Raw genomic sequence first — 22,628 nt, forward strand, 5'->3', positions numbered from 1 at the left:
CCGTGTTCAGCAACTATCTGATCGGCCTGCGCGAGGGCCTCGAAGCCAGTCTCGTCGTCTGCATCCTCGTCGCCTACCTGGTGAAGACGGACCGGCGGGACGCGCTGAAGCCCGTCTGGATCGGCATCGGCGTCGCCGTCGGCCTCTCCCTCGGCTTCGGCTTCGCTCTCGAATTCGGCTCCCAGGAGCTGACGTTCAAGGCACAGGAGGCGCTCGGCGGTTCGCTGTCGATCTTCGCGGTGGGCCTGGTGACGTGGATGGTCTTCTGGATGCGGCGTACGGCCCGTCACCTGAAGGCCGAGTTGCACGGGAAGCTGGACGCGGCGCTGCAGATGGGTACGGGCGCGCTGGTCGCCACCGCGTTCCTGGCGGTCGGCCGGGAGGGCCTGGAGACGGCCCTGTTCGTCTGGGCGTCCGTGCGCGCCTCGGGCGACGGCAGCCAAGAGCCCCTGATCGGCGTCCTGTTGGGCATCGTGACCGCGGTCGCACTCGGCTATCTCTTCTACCGCGGGGCCCTGCGGATCAACCTCTCCAAGTTCTTCACCTGGACCGGCGGCATGCTGGTGATCGTGGCAGCCGGCGTTCTCGCGTACGGCTTCCACGATCTGCAGGAGGCCGACTTCCTGCCCGGCCTGACGAACAAGGCCTTCGACATCAGCACCACCATCCCGCCGGACAGCTGGTACGGCACCCTCCTCAAGGGCATCTTCAACTTCCAGCCGGACCCGACCGTGCTCCAAGTCATCGTGTGGGCGCTGTACTTGGTGCCGACGCTCGCCCTCTTCCTGTCGCCTATGCGGCTCGGCGGCGGGACGGCGAAGACGCCTGCCCCGGTTCGCGAAAAGGTCGAGGAGGCCTGAGAGGCGGCCTGAGGTGCGCCCTCGTTCGTGATCCCCTGTGCGGCGCGTTTCCCGGCCCCGATAGGGTTCGCCTCCGGGAAGGGGAAGGTGAAGACGAACCGATGAAGACGCCGCAGACACTTCGCAGGTGGGGCCGGTTGAGCACGTCGGCGGCAGCGGTCACCGTGCTGTCGGTGACGGCGAGCGGGTGCATGGTGGTGCACGGGGAGCGGGAGATCCTCCCGGGGGCCACGAAGACCGAGGCCGCACGTGCCCTCAAGGACTTCACGGCCGCCTACAACGAGGCCAACGCGGCCAACGACCAGGCCCTGGACGCCGACCGGGTCACCGGCCCGCTCGCCGACATCGACGGCGCCAAGCTCAGGGCGGGCGCGAAGAACCAGCCGGGCGGCAATCCCGACTACGCACCGCTGAAGCTGACCGACACCGAGTTCACCATCCCGAAGAAGGCGGGCTGGCCGCGCTGGTTCGTCGCCGACTCGCAGGCCAACAAGGGCTCCGACAACACCCGTTGGCTGCTGGTCTTCACCCGGGGTGGCGCGGACGAGGTGTGGGAGGTGTCGTATCTGACGATCCTCGCCGCCGACGACGTACCGGAGTTCAAGAAGGACAAGGACGGCTGGGCCGAGCCGGTCACCGCGAACGCCGGGGACCTGGCCGTACCGCCGCAGGACCTGGCCGAGACGTACGCGACATATCTGCAGGAGGGCGGCGCCGCCTTCGCTCCGGGCACGCACACCTCCGCATGGCGGGACGCCCGCCAGAAGAACGCGGAGAAACCGGGCCTGGTCCGTCAGTACCTGGACGAGCCGCTGACCTCCGGCGACTACGCCCCCCTGGGCCTGCGCACCACGGACGGCAGCGCCGTGGTCTTCTTCACCACCCGCCACTACGAGAAGCAGACGGCGGCCCAAGGCGTCCCACTGAACGTCTCCGACGCGAACGTGAAGGCCCTGATGACAGGCGAGGCCAAACAGTCGATCACGCTGGAGTCGGTGTCGAACCAGGCGGTACTGGACCCGGGACCGGGCGCGGCAGACCAGAAGGTGGAGTTCTTGGCGAGGATTCAGGGGCTTACGGGGGCGAAGGGCGAGTAAGGCCGCCTTGGAAGCGGGGGATGCGGGCAGCGCCCCTTCAGGGGCGCGGGGCCGTGACATTATGCGGCTCCGCCGCGATGGGGGTCCCCCCGCTCGAGCGCAGCCGAGAGTGGGGGAGCGACCAGCCACAACCGACCCGCAGACAATTCACAAGCCCCGCGCGGAGCGGTCGGCGTCAGCCCCGCAGGGGCCACGCCGCCAACTGCTCAGGCTCAGCGCCAGCGAACCGCGCGCATTCGTCCGTCAGGATCTCGAGCAGAGTCAGCGGGTCCGGAAGCGGATGCTCGGGGCCGCGAAGCCAGGTGACCGCCAGTTCACCGGGAAGCTGCGCGGGCGGCACCAACACGTACGACCCACGACAGTGCCACCTCAGGCCAGGATGCTCATCCATCGTCTCGGGATGACAGTCCAGCTCGCAGGGCCACCACTCGTCCTCGTCCTCGGGCGTACCACGAGTCGCCGTGAAGAAGAGCATCCGGTCACCGCCGGACTCGGCGACGGGCCCGACCTCGATGCCGGAGGCGAGCAGCCGCTCCAGGGCCTCGCGGCCGGCTTCGAGGGGCACGTCGAGTACGTCGTGAACCATGCCCGTCGCAGTGATGAAGTTGGCCTGCGGCTGATGCCGGGCCCACCGCTCGATCTGCGCGCGGTCGGTCGTGGACTGGGTCTGCCAGGCGAACGAAACGGGATGCCGGGCGGGAGTGGGACAGCCGACGCGGTCGCAGGAGCACCGGTAGCCGGAGGGGTGGGCGGCGGGCGCGAGCGGCAGCCCGGCTCCGGCGGCGGCGAGGAGCAGTTCCTCACGGCTGGTGTCGTCGGCGGCTTCGGCCATCAAGGGACGTCGGCGGCCGCGCAGCCATTGGGAGATCCTGCCCTGCCCGCCTGAACGGCGACCGAACTCTGCGCTCATCTATCCCCTCGCCTCGCTGTTGTGCGGACAGCGTGTTGCGGACAGCATGCCTCATGGTCCCACGATCCGGCGGCACGGGGTGCCGAAGCTCCCGTCCTGGGGTGGGTGGGGCGATGCGTACGCGACACAGGGATCAGGTGCTATCGCGCACTTTGAGGGGATTTGGCCACCTGTTCTACGTGCCTCAGGTGTCGCCCTGGTCACAATTGCGGGTCAGCGCGGGGCGAGGCCGTGGAGGGCGTAGTCGACGAGTGTGTCGACGTACTCGTACGAGATCGGACCCGTGCGCTGGAGCCAGCGCTGGGCGAGGGGCGAGACGAAGAGCTCCAGGGCGATGCGCGGGTCGATTTCGTGGCGCACCTCTCCCTTGTCCTGGGCGGAGCGCAGACGCTGGACGTAGAGCTGGAGCGAGGGTTCGAGGAGCTTGGTCACGAACACGGCGCCGAGCTGTTCGTTCACGACACCCTCGGCGGCCAGCGCGCGGCTCGGCACCTCGAACCGGGGGTCGAGCAGTTCGTCGACCGTGGCGCGCAGCACGAACTTGAGGTCGGCCCCGAGGTCACCGGTGTCCGGAAACTCGAAGGGCTCCTGTCCTTCCTTCACGGCCGGCTCGGAGGCCTGCTCGCTCAGATCGAGAAAGGCTTCGAGGAGTACGTCGGCCTTCGACGGCCACCAGCGGTAGATCGTCTGCTTGCCGACTCCGGCACGGGCGGCGATGCCCTCGATGGTGGTCTTGGCGTAACCGACCTCACCGACGAGGGCGAGGGCGGCATCGTAGATGGCGCGGCGGGATCTCTCGCTGCGGCGGGTGGAGTTGGGGGCGGGCTTCTTGGCCATGCGTCGAACTTAGCAGGGCGGCAAGACGGGACGTCTCGCCATGGACGCCTCCGGCGCCGGGATCCGCCCCCGCCGCCCTTACCCGTCCCATACCAAGGGGCTCCGCCCCTGGACCCCGCTGGGGGCTGCGCCCCCAGCCCCCCTTCGGGGCTACGCCCCGGACCCCATTCGGGGGCCAGCCCCCGGACCCCCGGTCCTCAAACGCCGGACGGGCTGAATTTCCGCCGGACGGGCTCCCTCTGCGCGGCCGAACCTTGTCAGCGCAGGCCGGCATCAATCAGCCCGTCTGGGGGCACCTCCCAGCGGTAGCTGGGGGAGTTTGAGGACGAGGCCGTTCAGGCCGATGGGGGTCTGGGGCGCAGCCCCAGCGGGGTCCAGGGGCGGAGCCCTTGGCGGGGTTCGGGGCTGGCCTCGGTATGGGACGGGTAGGGGCGGCGGGGGCGAAAAACCATGCCGCGAGTCGGCACTACGCCTCCGAGGGGGGCCATCGGTCGCCCCAGTCCGCGTTGCGAGCCGCCCGGTAGAGCGGACCATGGCGCTTTGTCACCGTCTCGCGCCGCAGGTGCTCCTCGGTCTCGCACAGGTCAAGGAGTACCTGCCCCTTGCGGATCTGCGGCCGCCGGACCACGCGGGCGGGGGCCGGCGTCACCGGAAAGCGAGCAGCGGCGACGTAGCTGAACTTCTCGTCCTCGTATGGCAGGGAGCCGCCCTTGACCTGGCGGTGCAGGGAGGAACGGCTGACCCGGGCGGGGAAGTGGCACCAGTCCTCGCCACGGACGATGGGGCAGGTCGCGCTGTGGGGGCAGGGGGCCGCGATGTGGAAGCCGGCGCGGATCAGGCGGTCGCGGGCTTCGATGACGCGGGCGTAGCCGTCAGGGGTGCCGGGCTCGACGACCACGACGGCCCGGCCGGAGGACGCCGCGGCGTCGACGACGGCGGCACGGTCGTCCTCGGTCAGCTCGCCGAGGACGTACGAGACGGTTACGAGATCAGTGCTCTCGATTGTGAGCGACGCTCCAATACGAGAGCGCAGCCACTCGACGGCCTTCAACTCCGGGTTGGCGGCGGCGATTTCGCGCCCGAGCGCCAGCGCGGGCTCGGCCCAGTCGAGCACGGTGACCGCCCGCTCCCCGGCCCAGGTGGCGTTGACGGCCCAGGTCGCCGCCCCGGTCCCGCCCCCGATGTCCACATGACCTGCGGGCACCCATCCGGGCACCGCCTCCGCGAAGGCCTCCAGCGCCGAGCACACCGCCTGGTACGTCGCCGGCATCCGGTACGCCGCATACGCGACAACATCCGAACGATCCCGCAACACCGGTGCGTCCGTCGGCGTCCGTCCCCGATAGTTCGTGATCAGCCGCTCGACCGCCTGCGCGGCCACCTTCGGCGGCAATCCGTCGACCAGCCCGGCCAGGGCGGTGCGCAGGGAGTCATCAGGGGACAGTGGGACGTTCACACGGTGATTCTAGGGTTGAGGCCATCACGACGACCGAGAGCAGTCCGGGAAGGACCGAGGCATGATCATCTTTGGCACCAAGGGATACCTCTACCAGCTCGCGATACTGACGTTCATGTGCGGCAGTTGCGGCAACCCCGCGGCACACACCCTCAAGAAGCGCGTCACGAAGTTCACGCTGTTCTTCGTGCCGCTGTTCCCGTTCTCGACGAAGTACATGACGCAGTGCACCTTCTGCGGAGCGGAGCAGCGCATCACCAAGGAGCAGGCAGAGCAACTGCAGGCACAGGGCGCGAACGGGCCTGGCGGTCAGGCGTACGGACAGGGGCAGCCGCAACAGCAGCAGCCGTACCAGTCCTGAGAGCACCGCTCACATCCCCCGGACCGCCCCCGCCAGCCGCGTCCCCGCCGCGGCTCGCGGGCCGTTGTCCGGGACGGATCGTCGGCGCGGATGCACCGCGTTCGTCAGCAGCACCAGGAAGGTGTCCGTCGCCGGGTCCAGTACCAGTGACGTACCAGTGAAGCCCGTATGCCCCGCCGCCCCCCGCCCCGCCAACTCCCCCATGAACCAAGGCTGGTCGAGCGCGAAGCCCAGGCCCGGCGGGATGAACAGCAGCTCGACGTAGTCGGGACCGAGGACGCGGGCCGTGCCGTACGAGCCGCCCGCCAGCAGTGTGCGGCAGAAGACCGCCAGGTCGCGGGCCGTCGAGAAGAGGCCGGCGTGACCCGCGACGCCGCCGACGGCCCAGGCGTTCTCGTCGTGGACCACACCGCGCAGCATGCCGCGGTCCGCCTTGGCCCAGGGTCTTCGCTGGTCCTCGGTGGCCGCAGCACCCGGGCACGGCCCGAAGCCGGTCGCCGTCATCCCGAGCGGCCGGGTGATCCCCTCCCGTACGAGGACGTCGAGCGGGCGCCCGGTGATCCGCTCCAGGACGTGCTGGAGGAAGAGCATGTTGAGGTCGGAGTACGCGTACAGCCTGCCCGGCTCCGACACCGGCGCCTCCGCCTTGAGCAGCGCGAACCGTGCCGCGTCGCTCCGGCAGTCGTACAGCGGGAGTTCGGGGCGCAGCCCGGAGGTGTGGGTGAGCAACTGCCGTACGGTGATGCCGTGTTCGGCCGCGGCCGTGAAGTCCGGGAGGTACGCCGCCACACGCGCGTCGATGCCGAGCGTGCCGCGTTCGAGCTGCTGGACGGCGGCGACGCTCGTGAAGAGTTTCGTGAGGGACGCGAGGTCGAACGGCGTGTGCACACTCGCCGGCACCCAGGCGCTGCGCGGCAGTTCGAGGCCGCGGCCGCTGTCCTCGTCGTAGGCGGAGTAGCGCACCGCCCAGCCCGCCGCCTCCTCGACGACGATCACGGGGCCGCGTCCGGCGATCACCACGGCGCCGGCGGCCCAGGGCGGATCCCCGCTGGTGAGTTCGCGGACCTCCCGTACGAGTTGAGCCAGTTCATCAGGATCGAGCCCGGCACGTTCCGGTGTGCCGGGGCGCAGTCTCGGTGCGCTCAGCTGCTTTCTCCCTTCAGGTCCGCGCGTCGCCGCCAGGGACGGCACAGTCCCATGAAGCAGCCCACGGCCACCAGTGCACAGGCCAGTTGGACGACGGCCATCGGGACGGCGGTGTGTTCCCCGGCGATGCCCACGAGGGGTGTGGCGATCGCACCGACGAGGAAGGAGGAGGTGCCGAGCAGGGCGGACGCGGAGCCCGCGGCGTGCGGGGTGCGCATCAGGGCGAGCGCGTTGGTGTTGGGCAGGCACAGGCTCATCGCGGACATCAGGACGAACAGGCCGACGGCGATCGGTACGAGGCTCACCTCGCCGAAGACCCCCGCCGCCATCAGCAGCAGCGCGAGGGACGCGGCGGTGACGATCGCGAGTCCGACCGTGAGCACCTTGTCGAGACTGACCCGGCCGACGAGGACCTTGCCGTTGATCTGGCCGACGAGTACGAGGCCGACGGAGTTGACTCCGAAGAGGATGCTGAACGTCTGCGGAGAGGCGCCGTAGATCTCCTGGATCACGAACGGCGAGGCCGAGACGTATGCGAAGAGCGCGGCGAAGGCGAAGCCGCCGGTGAGCATGTAGCCGGTGAAGACACGGTCCGCGAGCAGTCCGCGCATGGTGCGCAGGGCCTCCGCGACGCCGCCGCTGTGGCGTTGTTCGGGCGCGAGCGTCTCGGGCAGCAGCCGCCAGACGACTGCGGTCAGCACGACGCCGACGGCCGTCAGGATGTAGAAGACGCCCCGCCAGTCGGTGATCCGCAGTACCTGCCCGCCGATGAGCGGCGCGATGATCGGCGCGACTCCGGAGATCAGCATCAGCGTGGAGAAGAACCGCGCCATGTCCATGCCGTCGTACAGATCACGTACGACGGCCCGCGCGATCACGATCCCGGCCGCGCCCGCGAGCCCCTGGAGCAGCCGGAAGGCGACGAGCAGTTCGACCGTGGGCGCGAACGCACAGACGGCGGTGGCGACGATGTAGACCAGCAGCCCCGCGATCAACGGCCGCCGACGGCCCCATTTGTCGCTCATCGGCCCGACGACCAGCTGCCCGAGCGCCATCCCCGCGAGGCACGCGGTGAGCGTCAACTGCACGGTGGCCGCGGGCGCGTGCAGCGAGTCGGTGACCTCCGGAAGCGCCGGGAGGTACATGTCCATGGACAGCGGCGGTACGGCGGTGAGGCCACCGAGGATGAGCGTGACGAGCAGGCCTACGGAGCGGCGGGCGCCCGGCGACGGCACGTCGCGCTGCACGCCCGATGGGGGTGGGGGCGTTGCGTCCCGCGATGGAGGTGCGGGGGTCGCGTCCGCGTCGGTCGCTGCCGTGGCCGAAGCAATCACCGCACCCGACATGTGACCCTTTCCGCCCTCCTGGCCACCCTGCCCCTCTTCGTCCCGTCTAGTGCCGCCCTGCTCGGGCATGTGCCCCTCCCTGCCGGTTGAACGCTGGACCTATGCTCTCAGCTCGGACAAGGTGGCGAATCACAGATCCGTGGAGCGAGGGTTCGGGGATGGCGGAAGTGGCGGCAGAACGCGTGCGCTGGGGCGTGCTGGCGACCGGAGGGATCGCGGCGGCGTTCACGGCGGACCTGGTGGATCTGCCGGACGCGGAGGTCGTGGCGGTGGCCTCGCGGACCGAGGAGTCGGCGAAGGCGTTCGCGGACCGGTTCGGGATACCCAGGGCGTACGGCGACCGGGGCGCCCTCGCGGCGGACGAGGACGTGGATGTGGTGTACGTCGCCACGCCGCACTCCGCGCACCGGGCCGCGGCCGGGCTGTGCCTGGAGGCGGGGCGCAATGTGCTGTGCGAGAAGGCGTTCACGCTCAACGCACGTGAGGCCGGGGAACTGGTCGCCCTCGCGAAGGAGCGCGGCAGTTTCCTGATGGAAGCCATGTGGATGTACTGCAATCCGCTGATCCGACGCCTCAAGGAACTCGTCGACAGCGGAGCCATCGGTGAAGTCCGCACGGTCCAGGCCGACTTCGGTCTGTCCGGCCCCTTCCCGCCCACGCACCGGCTGCGCGACCCGGCGCAGGGTGGTGGCGCGTTGCTCGATCTGGGCGTGTATCCGGTGTCGTTCGCACACCTGCTGCTCGGGGAGCCCTCGGAGGTGACCGCGAGAGCGGCGCTCTCCGACGAGAGCGTCGATCTCCAGACGGGAATGCTGCTCTCCTGGGAGAGCGGCGCTCTCGCTTCGTTGCACTGCTCACTCGTCGGCGGCACGTCCACCTCCGCCTCGGTCACCGGATCGCAGGGCCGTATCGACATCCCGTACGGCTTCTTCCACGCCGACCGCTTCGTCCTGCACCGCGACGGCCGCGACCCCGAGGAGTTCACCGCGGCCGACGCGACACGGGCCAGCCTCAAACACGAGGCCATCGAGGTCATGCGCTGCCTCCGCGCGGGCGAGACGGAGTCTCCCCTCGTCCCCTTGGACGGCACCCTCGCCGTGATGCGGACGCTCGACGCGGTACGGAAGCACATCGGCGTCACCTATCCAGGAGAGGCCGGCTGAAGGGGCGCCCCATCAGGGGCGCGGGGCCGCATCAATTTGCGGCTCCGCCGCGATGGGGGTCCCCCCGCTCGAGCGCAGCCGAGAGTGGGGGAGCGACCAGCCACAGGCGGCCGGCAGCCAACGAACGACCGCAGTTCCCCGCCCCTCCCAGCGGAGCGCCTACGCCGGCTTGAGCCCTTGGTCCCCCACCTCGGTCACAAAGGACGCGGCCGTGGTGATCGGCGCCCCCGGCGTAGTCACCGCGTTCACCGTCTTGAAGTCCACCTGCGCCGCGTCCTGGCCAAGGGCGACCGTGGCATACCCCCGCTGCCCGTTGTAGTGCTTCATGTGCGGGTTGGCGGCCAGGTACCCCGCCCAGTTGGGCGGCTGCGCGGCCCCGTTCTGCCCGCTGCTGATCGACGTGGTGACGATCTCCGTACCCACTGTGCGGGAGTTCTGGTTGTCGAAGTCGCGCTTGATGTCGAAGCCGTACGAGACATGGACGTCGCCGGTGAGCACCATCAGGTTCTCCACACCGGCCGCCTCGGCACCCTTGAGGAGACGCTCGCGGGAGGCCGGATAGCCATCCCAGGAGTCCATGCTGCGGGTGGTGTTGCCGGGGGTGGCGTGGTTGCGGCGGGCGAAGACGACCTGCTGCGGGACGACGTTCCACAGCGCGTTCGACTGCTGCCAGCCGTCGGTCAGCCAGCGCTCCTGCTCAAGGCCGGGCAGGGTCTGCGACTCGGCCTCGGACTCGGGCGTGGGTGTCTTCCAGCCGTCGCCGTTGGCCTGGTTCGTGCGGTACTGCCGGGTGTCGAGGATGTCGAACTGCGCGAGCCTGCCCCAGCCCAGCCGCCGGTAGAGCCGCATGTCGGGACCCTGCGGCTGCTGCGGACGGCGCAGCGGCTGGTTCTCCCAGTACGCGCGGTAGGCGGCGGCGCGGCGCAGCAGGAACTCCTCCGGCGGTACGTCGTTCTCGGGGATGTCGTCCGCGTAGTTGTTCTCGGTCTCGTGGTCGTCCCAGGTGACCACGAAGGGGTGCGCGGCGTGCGCGGCCCGCAGATCCGGGTCGGACTTGTAGAGGGAGTACCGCAGCCGGTAGTCCTCCAGCGTGACCGTCTCGCGGTTGAAGACGTCGGGCAGCGTGCGGTCCGTGTAATTGCGGGCGCCGCCGACGGAGTTGACGGCGTACTCGTAGAGGTAGTCGCCGAGGTGGAAAACGATGTCGACGTCGTCCTCGGCCAGGTGCTGGTACGCGGTGAAGTAGCCGTCGTGGTACGCCTGGCAGGAGACGGCGGCCAGCGTCAGTTCGGCGACACGGGCGCCGGTCGCGGGCGCGGTGCGTGTACGGCCGGTCTCGCTGACCCAACGGCCCGTACGGAAGCGGTAGTAGAAGGTGCGGTCGGGGTCGAGGCCGGCCACCTCGACATGCACGGCGTGGTGGAACTCGGGGTGCGCGTCGGTCGTACCGCGCCTGGCGATCCGCCGGAACTTGGCGTCGTGCGCCAGCTCCCACTGCACGGGGACGCGCTGCCGGGGCAGTCCGGAGCCGGCTTCGAACGGGGCCGGCGCGAGACGGGTCCACAGCAGTACGGAGCCCGGCTGCGGGTCGCCGGAGCCGACGCCGAGGGTGAAGGGGTCGTCGGTGATCTTCGCCGCGTCGAGTTCGGCGGCGCCTGCCACGCCCGCGGTCGGCAGGTTGGTGGCGAAGGCGAGCGCGGCGGCGGCGCCGGTGACGGTGAGAAAGCGGCGCCGGCCGAGGTGACGGGCTGCGGCGCGGAGCTCGGGGGCGTGCCGCGAAACGCTTTCCTGCGGCGGTAGTTGACGGGCTGCGGGTGTCATCTGGCCCTCCCCTGACGGTTGTTGTACGACGCATTGGAGTGGCCGGGGTCGACGGCAACCCGTCGTGTACACAACAGACGGGTGTCGGGAGGATGAGTTCCGGATGCCGGGCCCTCCCGTACGCTGCGGGCCCATGAACGACAAGGAAACGAAGATCGCGCTGGTCACCGGGGCGGGCTCCGGCATCGGCCGCGCCGTGGCCCTGGAACTCCTGTGCACCGGCTGGTCCGTGGCGCTCGCGGGCCGCCGCGTACAAACTCTGGAGGGAACCGCAGCCCTGGCGGCGAAGGGCGCCTCCCTCTGCGTACGCGCCGACGTCTCACAGCCCGACGACGTGGCCGGACTCTTCGCCGCCGTACGGGAGCACTTCGGGCGGCTCGACCTGCTCTTCAACAACGCCGGTACGTTCGGTCCTGGCGGCGTCCCGTTCGAGGAACTGCCCTACGACGCCTGGCGCCACGTCGTCGCCACCAACCTCGACGGCGCGTTCCTGTGCGCGCAGGCGGCGTACCGGCAGATGAAGGGGCAGGATCCGCAAGGCGGCCGGATCATCAACAACGGTTCGATCTCGGCGCATACGCCCCGCCCGCACTCGGCCGCGTACACGGCGACCAAGCACGCGCTGACCGGGCTCACCAAGTCACTGTCCCTGGACGGCCGTCCGTACCGGATCGCCTGCGGTCAGATCGACATCGGCAATGCGGCGACCGACATGACCGAGCGCATGCAGACGGGAGCCCTGCAGGCGAACGGCGAGGTGGTTCCGGAACCCGTGATGGACGTCGCGGATGTGGCCCGGACGGTGCGGCACATGGCGGAGCTGCCGCTGGAGGCGAACGTGCAGTTCGCGACGGTTCTCGCGACGACGATGCCGTTCATCGGCCGCGGATGAGCACGCCGCAACCGGAACCTGCACAATCGGAATAGAAACATCCGGCGCATTCAGACCGGTGGCAGGCTTATGCTCGACACTCCTCCACCGAAGCTTCACATTTGGAGCACAGGACTTCCTGATCCATCTTCATGGGGGAGGGGGGTGGGCAGCCGTTCCGGGCCACATGGATGGGGCGGGCTCCCGCGCGGGACCGCGGGAAAGACCCGGGCGACGGAACGGCTGCCCCGTCATCAACGCCGGTGACCGCCGTGGCTTGACCGGTCAGCGAGCCAGGATTTCCTCGATCTCGGTCAACTGGTCCGCGGTGAGCGGGCCGTAGCGAAGCGCCCCGGCGTTGTCCTCGGCCTGCGCGACCGAGCGGAAGCCCGGGATGGGGATCGTGCGCGGGCTGCGGGCCCACAGCCAGGCGAGGGCGCCCTGGGCGAGCGTACGGCCCTCGCTGGTGAGCACGGAACGCAGGCCGTCGACGCGGCGCAGCCACTGCGCGTCGGCCCCCTCGCCCCGCTGGAAGCCGGGCAGCCAGGCGGGCGGCGCACTGCGGATGTCCCCGGCTTCCAGGGGCTGTCCAGCCGCCCGCCCACCCGTCAGCAACCCCATCGCGAGCGGGCTGCGGTTGATGCTCGCAAGCCCCGACTCCTCGCAGAGCGCGAGCATTTCGGGCGCGTCCTGGAGCACGTTGAGGCGGTGCTGCACGGCCGCGCAGTGCGGCCCCTGGGCGAACACGGCGGCCCGTTCCGGATCGTCGGTGCTCCAGGCGTACGCGCGGATGAGCCCCTCGCATACGAACTCCTCGCAGATGTAACGTAGTTGGGCCGCACGCTCCAAGTCGGCGTCGGAAATGTGCAGTTGGTAGAGGTCGACGTAGTCGGTGCCGAGGCGCTTCAGGGATGCGGTCAAGGCCCGGCGGGCGTACTCGGGCGTGTCGTCCTGGCCGCTCGCCGTGCGGGTCGTCTCATCGAAGACGTTGCCCCACTTCGTGGCGACGACGACGTCCGTACGGCGCTTGCCGAGGGCCCGGCCGAGCAGCCGCTCGCTGTGCCCGGTGCCGTAGGCGTCCGCCGTGTCGAAGAAGGTCACGCCGAGTTCGAGCGCGCGGTGAATCGCCCGTACCGACTCCTCGTCGTCGACCTTGCCCCAGCCCAGGGGCTGCCCGTCGACGGTCTGCCACTCCCCGCCGATGGCCCAGCACCCGAAACCAAGAGCACTGATCTCGATGTTGCTTCGGCCCAGTGTTCTGTGCCCGTTCCTGTGCTTGATGCTCTCCATGCCTGCGAACGCTAGGAGTTGGAGCGCAGGCGAAGGCAAGGGTGAGCGCGGGAATTGCCGCCCTTGCATGGCACGCTGGCCGCCATGAGCGATCACGACGCAGCGGCGGCCTCGGCCACGTACGACGACATGTGGGACACGGTGAGCCGCCTCCAGGAGTGGCTCGTACGTGCGCAGCCCTCGCGTCCCCCTCAAGAGGCCCTGCTCCTACGGATGTTGAAGCTCTCTGAGGAGGTCGGCGAGGTCGCCGAGGCGGTCATCGGCGCCACCGGACAGAACCCGCGCAAGGGTACGAGCCACTCCTGGGACGACGTCCAGTCGGAGCTGTGCGACGTGATCATCACGGCAGCCGTCGCCCTGCGCACGCTGACACCCGACGCTCGTGAGGTCTTCACGGCCCACTTGGAGCAGGTACGGAAGCGTTCGCTCGGCTCGGGTCGGCTCCCCTGACGTCCGCCGTCAAAAGTTGATCATGTGTCCGGCGAGTCCGTGGACCGCTTCCTTGACCGCCTCGCCGAGTGTCGGGTGGGCGTGGACGTTGCGGGCCACCTCATGGACGGTCAGGTCCCACTGCTGGGCGAGAGTCAGTTCGGGGAGGAGTTCGGTGACGTCGGGGCCGATGAGGTGGCCGCCGAGGAGTTCGCCGTACTTCGCGTCGCTGATCAGTTTCACGAAGCCGGTGGCGTCGCCCAGGCCGTGCGACTTGCCGTTCGCGGTGAAGGGGAACTTGGCCACCTGGACGTCGTAGCCCTGCTCGCGGGCCTGGGCCTCGGTGTAGCCGAAGCTGGCGATCTGGGGCTGGCAGTAAGTGGCGCGCGGGATCATCACGTACTCCAGCTCCATGGTCTCCGCGTCCGCGATGGTCTCGGCGGCCACGATGCCCATCGCCTCGGCGGCGTGCGCGAGCATCAGCTTGGCGGTGACGTCGCCGATGGCGTAGATGTGCGGAACGGAGGTGCGGCAGCGTCCGTCGACGTCGATGGCCCCGCGGTCCGTGACCCGTACGCCCGTCTTGTCCAGGCCGTAGCCCTCGATGTTCGGGGCGAAGCCGATCGCCTGGAGCACCTTGTCGGCCTCCAGCACCTGCTGGGTGCCGTCCTTGGCCGTCACCGTGACGCGGACCTGAGGGCCGGACTCGTCGATCGCGTCGACGCGGGTGGAGGTGAGCACGTCGATGCCCAACTTGCGGTACTGCTTGGCGAGTTCGGTGGAGACCTCGGTGTCCTCCAGCGGCGTCATACGGTCCAGGAACTCGACGATGGTGACCTTCACGCCGTAGTTGTGCAGTACGTAGGCGAACTCGACGCCGATCGCGCCGGCGCCCGCGATCACGATCGACTGCGGCAGGTCCTCGGCGAGGATCTGCTCCTCGTACGTCACCACGCGGGAGGTGCGGCGGGTGCCGGGCAGCAGCTTGGGGGTCGCGCCGGTCGCGATGATGCAGTGGTCGAAGGCGATGGTGCGGGTGTTGCCGTCGTAGTCGGCCACCTGGAGGGTGTGCGGGTCGAGGAAGGTGCCGCGACCGCTGAGCTCCGTGATCTTGTTCTTCTTCATCAGATAGTGGACGCCCTTGACCCGGCCGTCCGCCACCTTGCGGCTGCGCCGGTAGGCCTCGCCGTAGTCGAAGGAGACCTGCCCGTCGATCTTGATGCCGAAGGTCTTGGCCTCGCGGGTGACGATGTGCGCGAGTTCGGCGTTGCGCAGCAGGGCCTTGCTGGGGATGCAGCCCACGTTCAGGCAGACGCCGCCCCAGTACTTCTCCTCGACCACCGCGACGCGCTTGCCCAGTTGGGCGGCGCGGATGGCGGCGACGTAGCCGCCGGGGCCCGCTCCGAGTACGACGACATCAAAGCGCTCGCCCTGCTCGTCCATGGGGTGTCCTTTCCGATGAGGGGTGGCGACCCGGCGCCTTGCCGCGACCGCCCTCGGCCTCAGACAGCATGCGCCATCGGGGGCGACGGTCCGTCACCCTGGTCACCCGGACGGCGCAACAGCCGTCTCCCCTCGGGGCTTCGCCCGAAACCCCATCAGGGGCTCACCCCTGCGTACGGCCACGCCAGACACAGTCACCTACAAACCCGCCCCCGCCGGAGGCACACTCACCCCGTAAGAAAAGATCACCCCCGGTTCCGACGGGGCCTGGTTCAGCACCCAGAGGCCGATCAGGGTGGCGAGGGTGAAGACCACCGCTATCAGGACGGCCAGGACCACGCGGCGGCGGCGTTCGCGGCGGAGCCAGTCGCCGCGGGCCGTGCGGTAGGCGTCGGGGGCGGCCTGGACACCGCCGGCCAGCGTTCCGAGCGCTTCGCGCAGCGCCTGCTCCGTACGATCGACTTCGTTCATCGCCGGGCCTCCATCGCCTGGGTCAGGGCGGCGATACCGCGCGAGGTGTGGGTCTTGACCGATCCGCAGGAGATTCCCATCGCGGCGGCTATCTCACCCTCCTTCAGGCCGAGCCAGTGCCGCAGCACCAGCGCTTCCCGCTGGCGGGCGGGCAGTTGCTGCAGGGCGTCGATCAGTACGCGCTGGTCGTCGCGGAGCAGCGCCGTGCTCTCGGCGGAGGCGACGACCTCGCTCGGCGGCTGCTGGACGTGCTTGCGGGCGACCTGGAGGTGGCGGATGCGCATACGGGTCAGATTGCACACCGTGGAGCGCAGATACGCCTCCGCCGCCTCGGCGTCCCTGAGGCGCCGCCACTTCCGGTAGATCTGGTAGTACGCCTCGGCCACCACGTTCTCCGGGTCGTCCGCGCCGAGGAGGACGGCCAGGCGCAGCATCGAGGCGTAGTGCAGCTCGAAGAGCCGGGCCAGGGCGGCCTCCCGCTCGAGGTCGGCCGGATCACTCACGGGCGGGGACAGCACATCGTCGGCGGTCGGCATCTCGTCGCCGGTCGGCGGGGATGCCGTCGTCTCGCCGGTGGCGGCGGGCCGCGGGATGCGGGGATCCGGGATGCGGGGATCGGTGACGGCGGCCGGAGCGGCCTGCGGCGCCGGCAGTCGCGTGTGCTGTCTGCGTCTCACGGGTTGCTCGCTCCCGTCTCGGGGCGCCGCCTGACGGTCAGGCGGGACGGTAGGTCGGTGAGGTCGGCGCCCCGCGGGACGCCGAAGCGTTCGAGGGCCGCGGTGCCGGCCACCGCGACGGTCAGGTTGAGCAGGAGGGCGACGAGCCCGGCGTAGATCTCCAGCGGCTGGTCGCCGCCGCCGAAGGGCACGATGGACGAGAAGCCCTCGCGGACCACCAGGAAGGTGCCGGCCACCATGCCCACGGCCCACCCGGCCAGCAGCGCCCGCGGATGCAACCGGCCTGTGAAGAGCCCTATGGCCACCGCCGGGAAGATCTGCAGGATCCATACGCCGCCGAGAAGCTGGAGGTTGATGGCGTCCTGATCGCGCAGCCCGAACACGAACGCCACCGCCCCCACCTTCGCGGTGAGCGAGACCGCCTTGGCGATGCGGACCTGTCGTTTGGGTGTGGCGGTGGGGTGAAAGTACTCGACGTACACATTGCGTACGAAGCAGGTGGCGGCCGCGATCGACATCACGGCCGCCGGGACCAGCGCCCCCACGGTGATCGCTCCGAAGACGAGTCCGGCGAGCGGGCCCGGCATCAGCCGGTCGACCAGCATCGGTACGGCGGTCTCGGCGCCGCCCTCGGGTGCCCGTACCCCCGCCGCGAGTGCCGCGATGCCGAGGAGGCCGAAGAGGGCGAGCAGTCCTGTCCAGGCGGGCAGCGCCACGGAGACCTTGCGCAGGGTGCGCGGGCCGTCGGCGGCGAACCCCGCGGTGAGCACGTGCGGATACATCAGCAGGGCCAGCGCCGAGCCCAGGGCGAGCGTGGCGTAGGCGGGCTGCTGCTCGGGGTACAGCAGCAGGGCGGAGTCCGCGACTCCGGTGCCGCCGAGCCGTCGCGCCGCGCCGTCGAAGACCGCGCCGGGTCCGCCGAGCCGGGCGAGGACCAGCCAGCACACGGCGGTGAGCGAGACGAAGACGGCCACCGCCTTGAACGCCGAGATGACGGTCGGTGCCCGCAGCCCGTGCCGGTAGGTCGCCGCCGCGAGCCCCGCGAACAGCGCGATCAGCACCAGATCGCCGCTCGCGCCCCGCGGGTAGACGCCCCCGGCGGTGAGCACCGCGCGGATGCCCAGCAGTTGCAGCGCGAGATAGGGCATCGTCGCGAGGATCCCGGTCAGCGCCACCACCAGGGCGAGCGGTGGTGAACCGTACCGGCCGCGCACGAAGTCGGCGACGGTGATGTAGCCGTGCCGGCGGGCCACCGTCCACAGGCGGGTCAGCAGGACGAAGGCGAGCGGACAGACGATCACCGTGTACGGCACGGCGAAGAAGGCGGGCGCCCCGTTCCCGTACGCCAGTCCCGGTACGGCGGTGAAGGTGTACGCGGTGAAGATCGTGCCGCCGAGGAGCATCCAGGTCCAGACGGGGCCCAGGCTGCGGTCGGCCAGTGCCCAGCCCTCCAGGGACGGCAGCCGGTCGCTGGGCCGCAGACGGCGCGCGGTGACGGCCAGAAGCGACGCTCCGCCGGTCACGGCGAGGAACGTCGCGGTCATGGCGCCGTCCGCCATGGGTCACCGTCCTTGGTGTGCCTGAGGTCCCGTGGCCTGTCCGCCGGACAGGCCACAGCCCGAGCCCTTGCCGGAGAGTTGCGCGGGCAGCCCGTCCGGTTGACACGGTTGACGGAAAACCGGCGGGAAATCTTCTGGAAAATTCCCTGTCAACCAGTTCCGGCCGGCGGGCAACTCTTGCACAGACCGACAGCGATCGGGAGAGGGGACGGGAGGGGAGCGCAGGTCATGACATCGACTGATACGGGCACTGGTCATCACCGGCTACGGCGCTTCGCCGTCGCCGTACTGCTTCTCGCGCCCGCCGCAGGACTGCTGTGGGTCCCCTGGTACGCCGGTGACGAACCACGGCTCGCGGGGACGCCGTTCTTCTACTGGTACCAGCTCGCCTGGGTGCCGGGGTGCGGACTGTGCCTGCTCGCCGCGTACGCGCTGACCAGGCACGACCGCGACGACCGGCCCGATCCCTGAGCCGCTTCCCGCCACCCACGCGCCGCCCCACAAGCCCCGCCGCGCCACGCATCACCCCGTAGCGCCGCACACCATCACCCAGCACCAAGGCCAGGAGCCGCCATGCCTACGTCAGCCATGCCCGAATCCGCTCCCCCGGCACCGGAAAGCCCGCCCCCCTCCGGGTCCGCCCGGCCCCGTATGACCCCTCGGTCCATCCTCGTGTGGACCACCGTCGCCCTGGTGGGCGCCGTCTGCTGGGGTGTCCTCGCGCTCTCCCGGGGCGAGGAGATCTCCGCGGTCTGGCTGGTGCTGGCCGCCCTCGGCTCGTACGCCATCGCCTACCGCTTCTACAGCCGCTTCGTCGCCCGGCGCGTACTGAAGCCGGACGACCGCCGGGCCACACCCGCCGAACGGCTCGAGGACGGCGTCGACTTCCAGCCCACCGACCGGCGGGTGCTGCTCGGCCACCACTTCGCGGCGATCGCCGGGGCCGGACCGCTGGTGGGGCCCGTACTCGCGGCGCAGATGGGCTATCTGCCCGGCACGATCTGGATCGTGGCCGGCGTGATCTTCGCCGGGGCGGTGCAGGACATGGTGGTGCTGTTCCTGTCGATGCGGCGGGACGGGAAGTCGCTCGGGCAGATGGCCCGTGACGAGATCGGCCGGGCGGGCGGGGCGGCGGCCCTGATCGCGGTCTTCGCCATCGTGATCATCCTGCTCGGTGTGCTGGCCCTCGTCGTCGTCAACGCCCTCGCCCACTCCCCCTGGGGCACTTTCTCCGTCGCCATGACCATCCCCATCGCGCTGTTCATGGGCTTCTGGCTGCACCGGATCCGGCCGGGCCGGGTCGTCGAGACCAGCCTGATCGGTGTGGCGCTGCTGCTGCTCGCGATCATCGGCGGCAGCTGGATCCAGGATTCCTCGCTGGCCGCCACCTTCACCCTGAGCCCGACGACCCTGGTGTTCTGCCTGGTCGGATACGGCTTCGTCGCCTCCGTACTCCCCGTGTGGATGCTGCTCGCGCCCCGCGACTACCTGTCCACCTTCATGAAGATCGGCACCATCGCTCTGCTCGCGGTCGGAGTGGTCATGGCCGCGCCCGTCATGCGTGCGGAGGCGGTCAGTGACTTCGCCTCCTCGGGCGCGGGCCCGGTCTTCGCGGGCTCTCTCTTCCCCTTCCTGTTCATCACCATCGCCTGCGGCGCGCTGTCCGGCTTCCATGCGCTGGTCGCCTCCGGTACGACTCCGAAGCTGATCCAGAAGGAGTCGCAGGTCCGGATGATCGGCTACGGCGCCATGCTGATGGAGTCGTTCGTCGCGATCATGGCGCTGATCGCCGCGGCCACTCTCGAACCCGGCCTGTACTACGCGATGAACGCGCCCGCCGGGCTCCTCGGTACGACCGCCGAGTCCGCCTCGCAGGCGGTGGCGGGCCTCGGCTTCACCATCAGCCCCGACCAGTTGACGCAGGCGGCGAAGGCCGTGGAGGAGCAGACGCTCATCGCCCGCACCGGTGGTGCGCCCACCCTCGCGGTCGGCATGTCGGAGATCTTCTCCGGGGTGTTCGGGGGCGCCGGGATGAAGGCCTTCTGGTATCACTTCGCGATCATGTTCGAGGCGCTGTTCATCCTGACGACGGTCGACGCGGGCACCCGGGTCGGACGCTTCATGCTCCAGGACATGCTCGGCAACGTCTGGAAGCCGATCGGCCGGGTCACCTGGAAGCCGGGCATCTGGCTGTGCAGCGGAATCGTCGTGGCCGCCTGGGGCTACTTCCTCTACACCGGCGCCACCGACCCCCTCGGCGGAATCAACCAGCTCTTCCCGCTCTTCGGCATCGCCAACCAGCTGCTCGCCGCCATCGCCCTCACCGTCTGCACCACCGTGCTGGTCAAGTCCGGGCGGCTGCGCTGGGCCTGGGTCACCGCGGTCCCGCTGGCCTGGGTGGTCGCGGTCACCTTCACCGCCGGCTGGCAGAAGATCTTCTCCGACGACCCGCGCATCGGCTTCTTCGCCCAGCGCGACCGGTACGCCGACGGCATCGACGCCGGCGAGGTCATCGCGCCCGCCAAGAACCTCGACGACATGCACACCGTGGTCACCAACTCCACGGTCGACGGAGTCCTGATCGCCCTGTTCCTGCTGCTGGTCGCCGTGGTGATCGTCAACGCGGCGGTGGTGTGCGTACGGGCCATCCGCTCGCCGGGACCGCCGGCGACGACGGAGGCGCCGTACGTCGAGTCCCGCCTCGACATCCCCGAGCAGGCCGGCGAACCGCTGGTGGGAGCCCGTCCATGAGCATGCCGTCCATGAACGTCCGGCACTGGACCAGGGGCGTGCGCTGGGTCCGCTGGTATCTGCGCGAGCTGACCGGCGAGGCGGAGTACGACCGCTACTGCGCGCACCACCGACGCCGCCACCCGGGCGCTCCGCTGCCCAGCCGGCGGGAGTACGAGGTCCTGCGGACGCACCACCGGGAGAACCATCCGCAGAGCCGCTGCTGCTGACGCACGGTACGCACCACAGACCGCGGGGCGGGCACGCCATCAGCCCTGACGCGAGCCCGCCCCGCGCATCACGTGCAACGCACCGCGCACGCTTCCGATCAACGGAATATCCAGAAGGAGCCGCCGGTTGGGGCTGCTGCGACAGGTTCGTACGACAGTGCACAGCCTTCGGAAGGAGTCGGAGCCGATGACGGACGACGTCACGACTGGGGTTCGCAATTCACCCAAGGAGGCAGTCGGACGGTACGGCATTTGGAGTGTCGGGCTGCGTTCGGAGGATCCGGCACAGCGGGGCGAGCTTGCCGAGTCCGCCGCCGAGCTCGAACAACTCGGCTTCGGCGCCGTCTGGTTGGGCGGCAACAGCGCGGTGCAGCACGCCGCGCCGCTCATCGAGGCGACCTCGCGGCTGACCGTGGCGACCGGCATCCAGAGCATCTGGCAGTACGAGGCCGCCGACACCGCCGCGCGTTTCGCCGAGCTGGACGCGGCTCATCCCGGCAGGTTCCTGCTGGGCCTCGGGGTGAGTCACGCCAAGCTGGCGGACCAGTACCGGCGCCCGTATGCGTCCATGGTCGGCTACCTGGACGCCTTGGACGGCGCCGGAGTGCCCGCCGAGCGCCGGGTCCTGGCCGCCCTCGGCCCCAAGATGCTGAAGCTGTCCCGCGATCGCGCCGCCGGTTCGCACCCGTACCTGGTCACTCCCGAGCACACCGCGGACGCCCGCGAGATCCTGGGCGAAGGCCCGCTGCTCGCACCGGAGTTGAAGGTCGTCCTGGAGACGGACCCGGACCGCGCGCGTTCGCTCGCCCGCGGCACTCTCGCCATGTACCTCACCCTGCCGAACTACACCAACAGCTTCCTGCGGTTCGGCTTCACCGAGGACGACTTCGCGGACGGCGGCAGTGACCGACTGATCGACACGCTCTTCGCCTGGGGCGAGGACGATCGCATCCGCGAGCGGATCGACGCCTTTTACACCGCCGGCGCCGACCATGTGGCCTTCCAACTGGTCACCGACCAGGCTCGGTCAGGGCTTCCTCGCCCCGAATGGCGCCGCCTGGCCGGGCTGTTGGCCTGACGGCGACGGGGTGCCTGGCCGGCTGTCGGGCGTGGTCCCGTGGTCCCGTGGTCCCGTGGTCCCGTGGTCCCGTGGTCCCGTTCACAGAACGGCTGAGCGACGACTGGGCAACGGTCGCCGCATCCGCTGGAGCCGGCTCGGCACGGGATGTGACGGTGAGGCGCATGAAGCCTCGTATCGCCTTGTCAGCCGTCGCCGCGGGCGTCGTGCTCGCCTCGCTCACCGGATGCGGCAGCGACGGAACGGGCCGCGAGCCGTCCCCCTCGGGCGGCGGGACGTCTACCGCCCGGGTCCCCGGCGCGCCTGCCGAGAGCCGGGCGCCGACGCCGGGGAAGGGATCGAAGGACCCCGACGACATCAACGGCGACGGGTATCGCGATCTCCTGGTTCCCGTCCAGGTCGGCGCCGCACCGGTCACGCACCGGCTGCCCGAGGCACCCAAGGACCGGAAGACCATCTACGGCCCCGGCGACTTCGCTGCCGCCGACCCCGACGGCGACGGCCGCGACGGCATCCTCGTCGCCACGTACGAGAACGCCACGCTCATCGACGGCGACGAGCGCACCCCGGTCCTCCGCGAAGGACCGGCGAAGGTGGACGGCAAGAAGATCCCGGCGAAGTGGCGCCATGCCCGGCCCGCGGGAGCCGCCGACTTCGACGGCGACGGCAAGGACGAGCTGATCCTCAACTGGGCGGCCGACGCGCTGTTCGGGTTCTACGGCCAGCACCCCACGCACTGGTGGATCACCGACGGCACGACGTCCCGCGACAAGACGACCTTCACGACGACGGGCTTCGCCCCGCCCGGCTCTTGAGTACTGGACGGCCGGGCGGGGCTGGATCCCGTGGGGGT

The 22,628-nt window shown here is 70.2% G+C and carries 22 protein-coding genes; 11 read left to right on the plus strand and 11 right to left on the minus strand.

Annotated features, from left to right (window positions below; translation table 11 throughout):
- Positions 1–2 precede the first annotated feature (2 nt).
- Together efeU and ABD357_RS39225 are read left to right on the plus strand one after the other, a co-directional pair.
- Positions 3–860 carry an iron uptake transporter permease EfeU gene (gene efeU, locus ABD357_RS39220; protein ID WP_344396172.1) on the plus strand — a complete coding sequence of 286 codons (858 nt, stop codon included), beginning with the start codon at positions 3–5 and terminating at the stop codon, positions 858–860.
- A gap of 101 nt (positions 861–961) precedes the next feature.
- The gene (locus tag ABD357_RS39225; RefSeq protein WP_344396173.1) at positions 962–1,957 is read left to right on the plus strand and encodes an SCO2278 family lipoprotein; all 996 of its coding nucleotides are present in this window, start codon (positions 962–964) and stop codon (positions 1,955–1,957) included.
- 175 nt (positions 1,958–2,132) lie between these two features.
- Here the strand turns inward: ABD357_RS39225 and ABD357_RS39230 are convergent, their stop codons facing one another.
- From ABD357_RS39230 to ABD357_RS39240, 3 genes are all read right to left on the minus strand, one after another.
- Positions 2,133–2,867, minus strand: coding sequence for a bifunctional DNA primase/polymerase (locus tag ABD357_RS39230; RefSeq protein WP_344396174.1), 735 nt, complete (start codon positions 2,865–2,867; stop codon positions 2,133–2,135).
- A gap of 213 nt (positions 2,868–3,080) precedes the next feature.
- Positions 3,081–3,704: a TetR/AcrR family transcriptional regulator gene (locus ABD357_RS39235; protein WP_344396175.1), complete on the minus strand. Its 624-nt coding sequence runs from the start codon at positions 3,702–3,704 to the stop codon at positions 3,081–3,083.
- A gap of 466 nt (positions 3,705–4,170) precedes the next feature.
- A complete protein-coding gene (locus ABD357_RS39240) occupies positions 4,171–5,160 on the minus strand; it encodes a small ribosomal subunit Rsm22 family protein (RefSeq protein ID WP_344396176.1) in 990 nt (329 codons plus the stop codon).
- Between the two features lie 61 nt (positions 5,161–5,221).
- On the opposite strand from ABD357_RS39240, the gene ABD357_RS39245 reads away from it, so the two are divergent.
- Positions 5,222–5,521, plus strand: a complete 300-nt coding sequence (locus ABD357_RS39245) for a zinc-ribbon domain-containing protein (protein ID WP_344396178.1) — start codon at positions 5,222–5,224, stop codon at positions 5,519–5,521.
- A 9-nt stretch (positions 5,522–5,530) separates the two neighbouring features.
- Here the strand turns inward: ABD357_RS39245 and ABD357_RS39250 are convergent, their stop codons facing one another.
- Together ABD357_RS39250 and ABD357_RS39255 are read right to left on the minus strand one after the other, a co-directional pair.
- The gene (locus ABD357_RS39250) at positions 5,531–6,712 is read right to left on the minus strand and encodes a serine hydrolase domain-containing protein (RefSeq protein ID WP_344396179.1); all 1,182 of its coding nucleotides are present in this window, start codon (positions 6,710–6,712) and stop codon (positions 5,531–5,533) included.
- Positions 6,664–8,082 carry a Bcr/CflA family multidrug efflux MFS transporter gene (locus ABD357_RS39255; protein ID WP_344396180.1) on the minus strand — a complete coding sequence of 473 codons (1,419 nt, stop codon included), beginning with the start codon at positions 8,080–8,082 and terminating at the stop codon, positions 6,664–6,666. Before ABD357_RS39255 ends, ABD357_RS39250 begins: the two co-directional genes overlap by 49 nt.
- Positions 8,083–8,171: 89 nt before the next feature.
- On the opposite strand from ABD357_RS39255, the gene ABD357_RS39260 reads away from it, so the two are divergent.
- Positions 8,172–9,176, plus strand: coding sequence for a Gfo/Idh/MocA family protein (locus tag ABD357_RS39260; protein WP_344396181.1), 1,005 nt, complete (start codon positions 8,172–8,174; stop codon positions 9,174–9,176).
- A 159-nt stretch (positions 9,177–9,335) separates the two neighbouring features.
- Here ABD357_RS39260 and ABD357_RS39265 read toward each other — a convergent pair whose 3' ends face one another.
- A complete protein-coding gene (locus ABD357_RS39265; RefSeq protein WP_344396182.1) occupies positions 9,336–10,997 on the minus strand; it encodes an alkaline phosphatase D family protein in 1,662 nt (553 codons plus the stop codon).
- Between the two features lie 133 nt (positions 10,998–11,130).
- Between ABD357_RS39265 and ABD357_RS39270 the strand changes: the two genes are divergently transcribed.
- On the plus strand, positions 11,131–11,889 hold the full coding sequence (locus ABD357_RS39270; RefSeq protein ID WP_344396183.1) for an SDR family oxidoreductase: 759 nt from the start codon (positions 11,131–11,133) through the stop codon (positions 11,887–11,889).
- 264 nt (positions 11,890–12,153) lie between these two features.
- Here ABD357_RS39270 and ABD357_RS39275 read toward each other — a convergent pair whose 3' ends face one another.
- Positions 12,154–13,158 carry an aldo/keto reductase gene (locus ABD357_RS39275; protein ID WP_344396184.1) on the minus strand — a complete coding sequence of 335 codons (1,005 nt, stop codon included), beginning with the start codon at positions 13,156–13,158 and terminating at the stop codon, positions 12,154–12,156.
- 84 nt (positions 13,159–13,242) lie between these two features.
- Between ABD357_RS39275 and ABD357_RS39280 the strand changes: the two genes are divergently transcribed.
- Positions 13,243–13,608 (plus strand): MazG-like family protein, encoded by a 366-nt coding sequence (locus ABD357_RS39280; RefSeq protein WP_344396186.1) that lies wholly within the window; start codon positions 13,243–13,245, stop codon positions 13,606–13,608.
- A gap of 9 nt (positions 13,609–13,617) precedes the next feature.
- Here ABD357_RS39280 and lpdA read toward each other — a convergent pair whose 3' ends face one another.
- From lpdA to ABD357_RS39300, 4 genes are all read right to left on the minus strand, one after another.
- Positions 13,618–15,030 carry a dihydrolipoyl dehydrogenase gene (lpdA, locus tag ABD357_RS39285; RefSeq protein ID WP_344396187.1) on the minus strand — a complete coding sequence of 471 codons (1,413 nt, stop codon included), beginning with the start codon at positions 15,028–15,030 and terminating at the stop codon, positions 13,618–13,620.
- A gap of 198 nt (positions 15,031–15,228) precedes the next feature.
- Positions 15,229–15,501, minus strand: coding sequence for a hypothetical protein (locus ABD357_RS39290; protein WP_344396188.1), 273 nt, complete (start codon positions 15,499–15,501; stop codon positions 15,229–15,231).
- On the minus strand, positions 15,498–16,178 hold the full coding sequence (locus tag ABD357_RS39295) for a SigE family RNA polymerase sigma factor (RefSeq protein ID WP_344396189.1): 681 nt from the start codon (positions 16,176–16,178) through the stop codon (positions 15,498–15,500). Before ABD357_RS39295 ends, ABD357_RS39290 begins: the two co-directional genes overlap by 4 nt.
- Positions 16,175–17,737 carry a sodium:solute symporter family protein gene (locus ABD357_RS39300; RefSeq protein ID WP_344396190.1) on the minus strand — a complete coding sequence of 521 codons (1,563 nt, stop codon included), beginning with the start codon at positions 17,735–17,737 and terminating at the stop codon, positions 16,175–16,177. The genes ABD357_RS39295 and ABD357_RS39300 overlap by 4 nt, the downstream gene beginning before the upstream one ends.
- A gap of 228 nt (positions 17,738–17,965) precedes the next feature.
- On the opposite strand from ABD357_RS39300, the gene ABD357_RS39305 reads away from it, so the two are divergent.
- From ABD357_RS39305 to ABD357_RS39325, 5 genes are all read left to right on the plus strand, one after another.
- Positions 17,966–18,208 (plus strand): DUF3311 domain-containing protein, encoded by a 243-nt coding sequence (locus tag ABD357_RS39305; RefSeq protein ID WP_344396191.1) that lies wholly within the window; start codon positions 17,966–17,968, stop codon positions 18,206–18,208.
- 102 nt (positions 18,209–18,310) lie between these two features.
- Entirely contained in the window at positions 18,311–20,488 is a 2,178-nt protein-coding gene (locus ABD357_RS39310; protein WP_344396192.1) for a carbon starvation CstA family protein, read from the plus strand.
- An 11-nt stretch (positions 20,489–20,499) separates the two neighbouring features.
- On the plus strand, positions 20,500–20,697 hold the full coding sequence (locus tag ABD357_RS39315) for a YbdD/YjiX family protein (protein WP_344396273.1): 198 nt from the start codon (positions 20,500–20,502) through the stop codon (positions 20,695–20,697).
- Between the two features lie 187 nt (positions 20,698–20,884).
- Entirely contained in the window at positions 20,885–21,775 is an 891-nt protein-coding gene (locus ABD357_RS39320) for an LLM class F420-dependent oxidoreductase (RefSeq protein ID WP_344396193.1), read from the plus strand.
- A gap of 164 nt (positions 21,776–21,939) precedes the next feature.
- On the plus strand, positions 21,940–22,590 hold the full coding sequence (locus ABD357_RS39325) for a hypothetical protein (protein WP_344396194.1): 651 nt from the start codon (positions 21,940–21,942) through the stop codon (positions 22,588–22,590).
- Positions 22,591–22,628: the final 38 nt, after the last annotated feature.

This window comes from Streptomyces vastus, from assembly GCF_039532825.1.
Taxonomy (GTDB): Bacteria; Actinomycetota; Actinomycetes; order Streptomycetales; family Streptomycetaceae; genus Streptomyces; species Streptomyces vastus.

Coding starts and splice junctions, on each gene's coding strand:
- ABD357_RS39290 (WP_344396188.1), bottom strand. CDS start 15,501: ATGAACGAAGTCGATCGTACGGAGCAGGCGCTGCGCGAAGCGCTCGGA.
- ABD357_RS39305 (WP_344396191.1), top strand. CDS start 17,966: ATGACATCGACTGATACGGGCACTGGTCATCACCGGCTACGGCGCTTC.
- ABD357_RS39325 (WP_344396194.1), top strand. CDS start 21,940: ATGAAGCCTCGTATCGCCTTGTCAGCCGTCGCCGCGGGCGTCGTGCTC.
- ABD357_RS39275 (WP_344396184.1), bottom strand. CDS start 13,158: ATGGAGAGCATCAAGCACAGGAACGGGCACAGAACACTGGGCCGAAGC.
- ABD357_RS39315 (WP_344396273.1), top strand. CDS start 20,500: ATGAACGTCCGGCACTGGACCAGGGGCGTGCGCTGGGTCCGCTGGTAT.
- ABD357_RS39255 (WP_344396180.1), bottom strand. CDS start 8,082: ATGCCCGAGCAGGGCGGCACTAGACGGGACGAAGAGGGGCAGGGTGGC.
- ABD357_RS39245 (WP_344396178.1), top strand. CDS start 5,222: ATGATCATCTTTGGCACCAAGGGATACCTCTACCAGCTCGCGATACTG.
- ABD357_RS39310 (WP_344396192.1), top strand. CDS start 18,311: ATGCCTACGTCAGCCATGCCCGAATCCGCTCCCCCGGCACCGGAAAGC.
- ABD357_RS39260 (WP_344396181.1), top strand. CDS start 8,172: ATGGCGGAAGTGGCGGCAGAACGCGTGCGCTGGGGCGTGCTGGCGACC.
- ABD357_RS39235 (WP_344396175.1), bottom strand. CDS start 3,704: ATGGCCAAGAAGCCCGCCCCCAACTCCACCCGCCGCAGCGAGAGATCC.
- ABD357_RS39265 (WP_344396182.1), bottom strand. CDS start 10,997: ATGACACCCGCAGCCCGTCAACTACCGCCGCAGGAAAGCGTTTCGCGG.
- ABD357_RS39300 (WP_344396190.1), bottom strand. CDS start 17,737: ATGGCGGACGGCGCCATGACCGCGACGTTCCTCGCCGTGACCGGCGGA.
- ABD357_RS39225 (WP_344396173.1), top strand. CDS start 962: ATGAAGACGCCGCAGACACTTCGCAGGTGGGGCCGGTTGAGCACGTCG.
- ABD357_RS39270 (WP_344396183.1), top strand. CDS start 11,131: ATGAACGACAAGGAAACGAAGATCGCGCTGGTCACCGGGGCGGGCTCC.
- ABD357_RS39230 (WP_344396174.1), bottom strand. CDS start 2,867: ATGAGCGCAGAGTTCGGTCGCCGTTCAGGCGGGCAGGGCAGGATCTCC.
- ABD357_RS39280 (WP_344396186.1), top strand. CDS start 13,243: ATGAGCGATCACGACGCAGCGGCGGCCTCGGCCACGTACGACGACATG.
- ABD357_RS39320 (WP_344396193.1), top strand. CDS start 20,885: ATGACGGACGACGTCACGACTGGGGTTCGCAATTCACCCAAGGAGGCA.
- lpdA (WP_344396187.1), bottom strand. CDS start 15,030: ATGGACGAGCAGGGCGAGCGCTTTGATGTCGTCGTACTCGGAGCGGGC.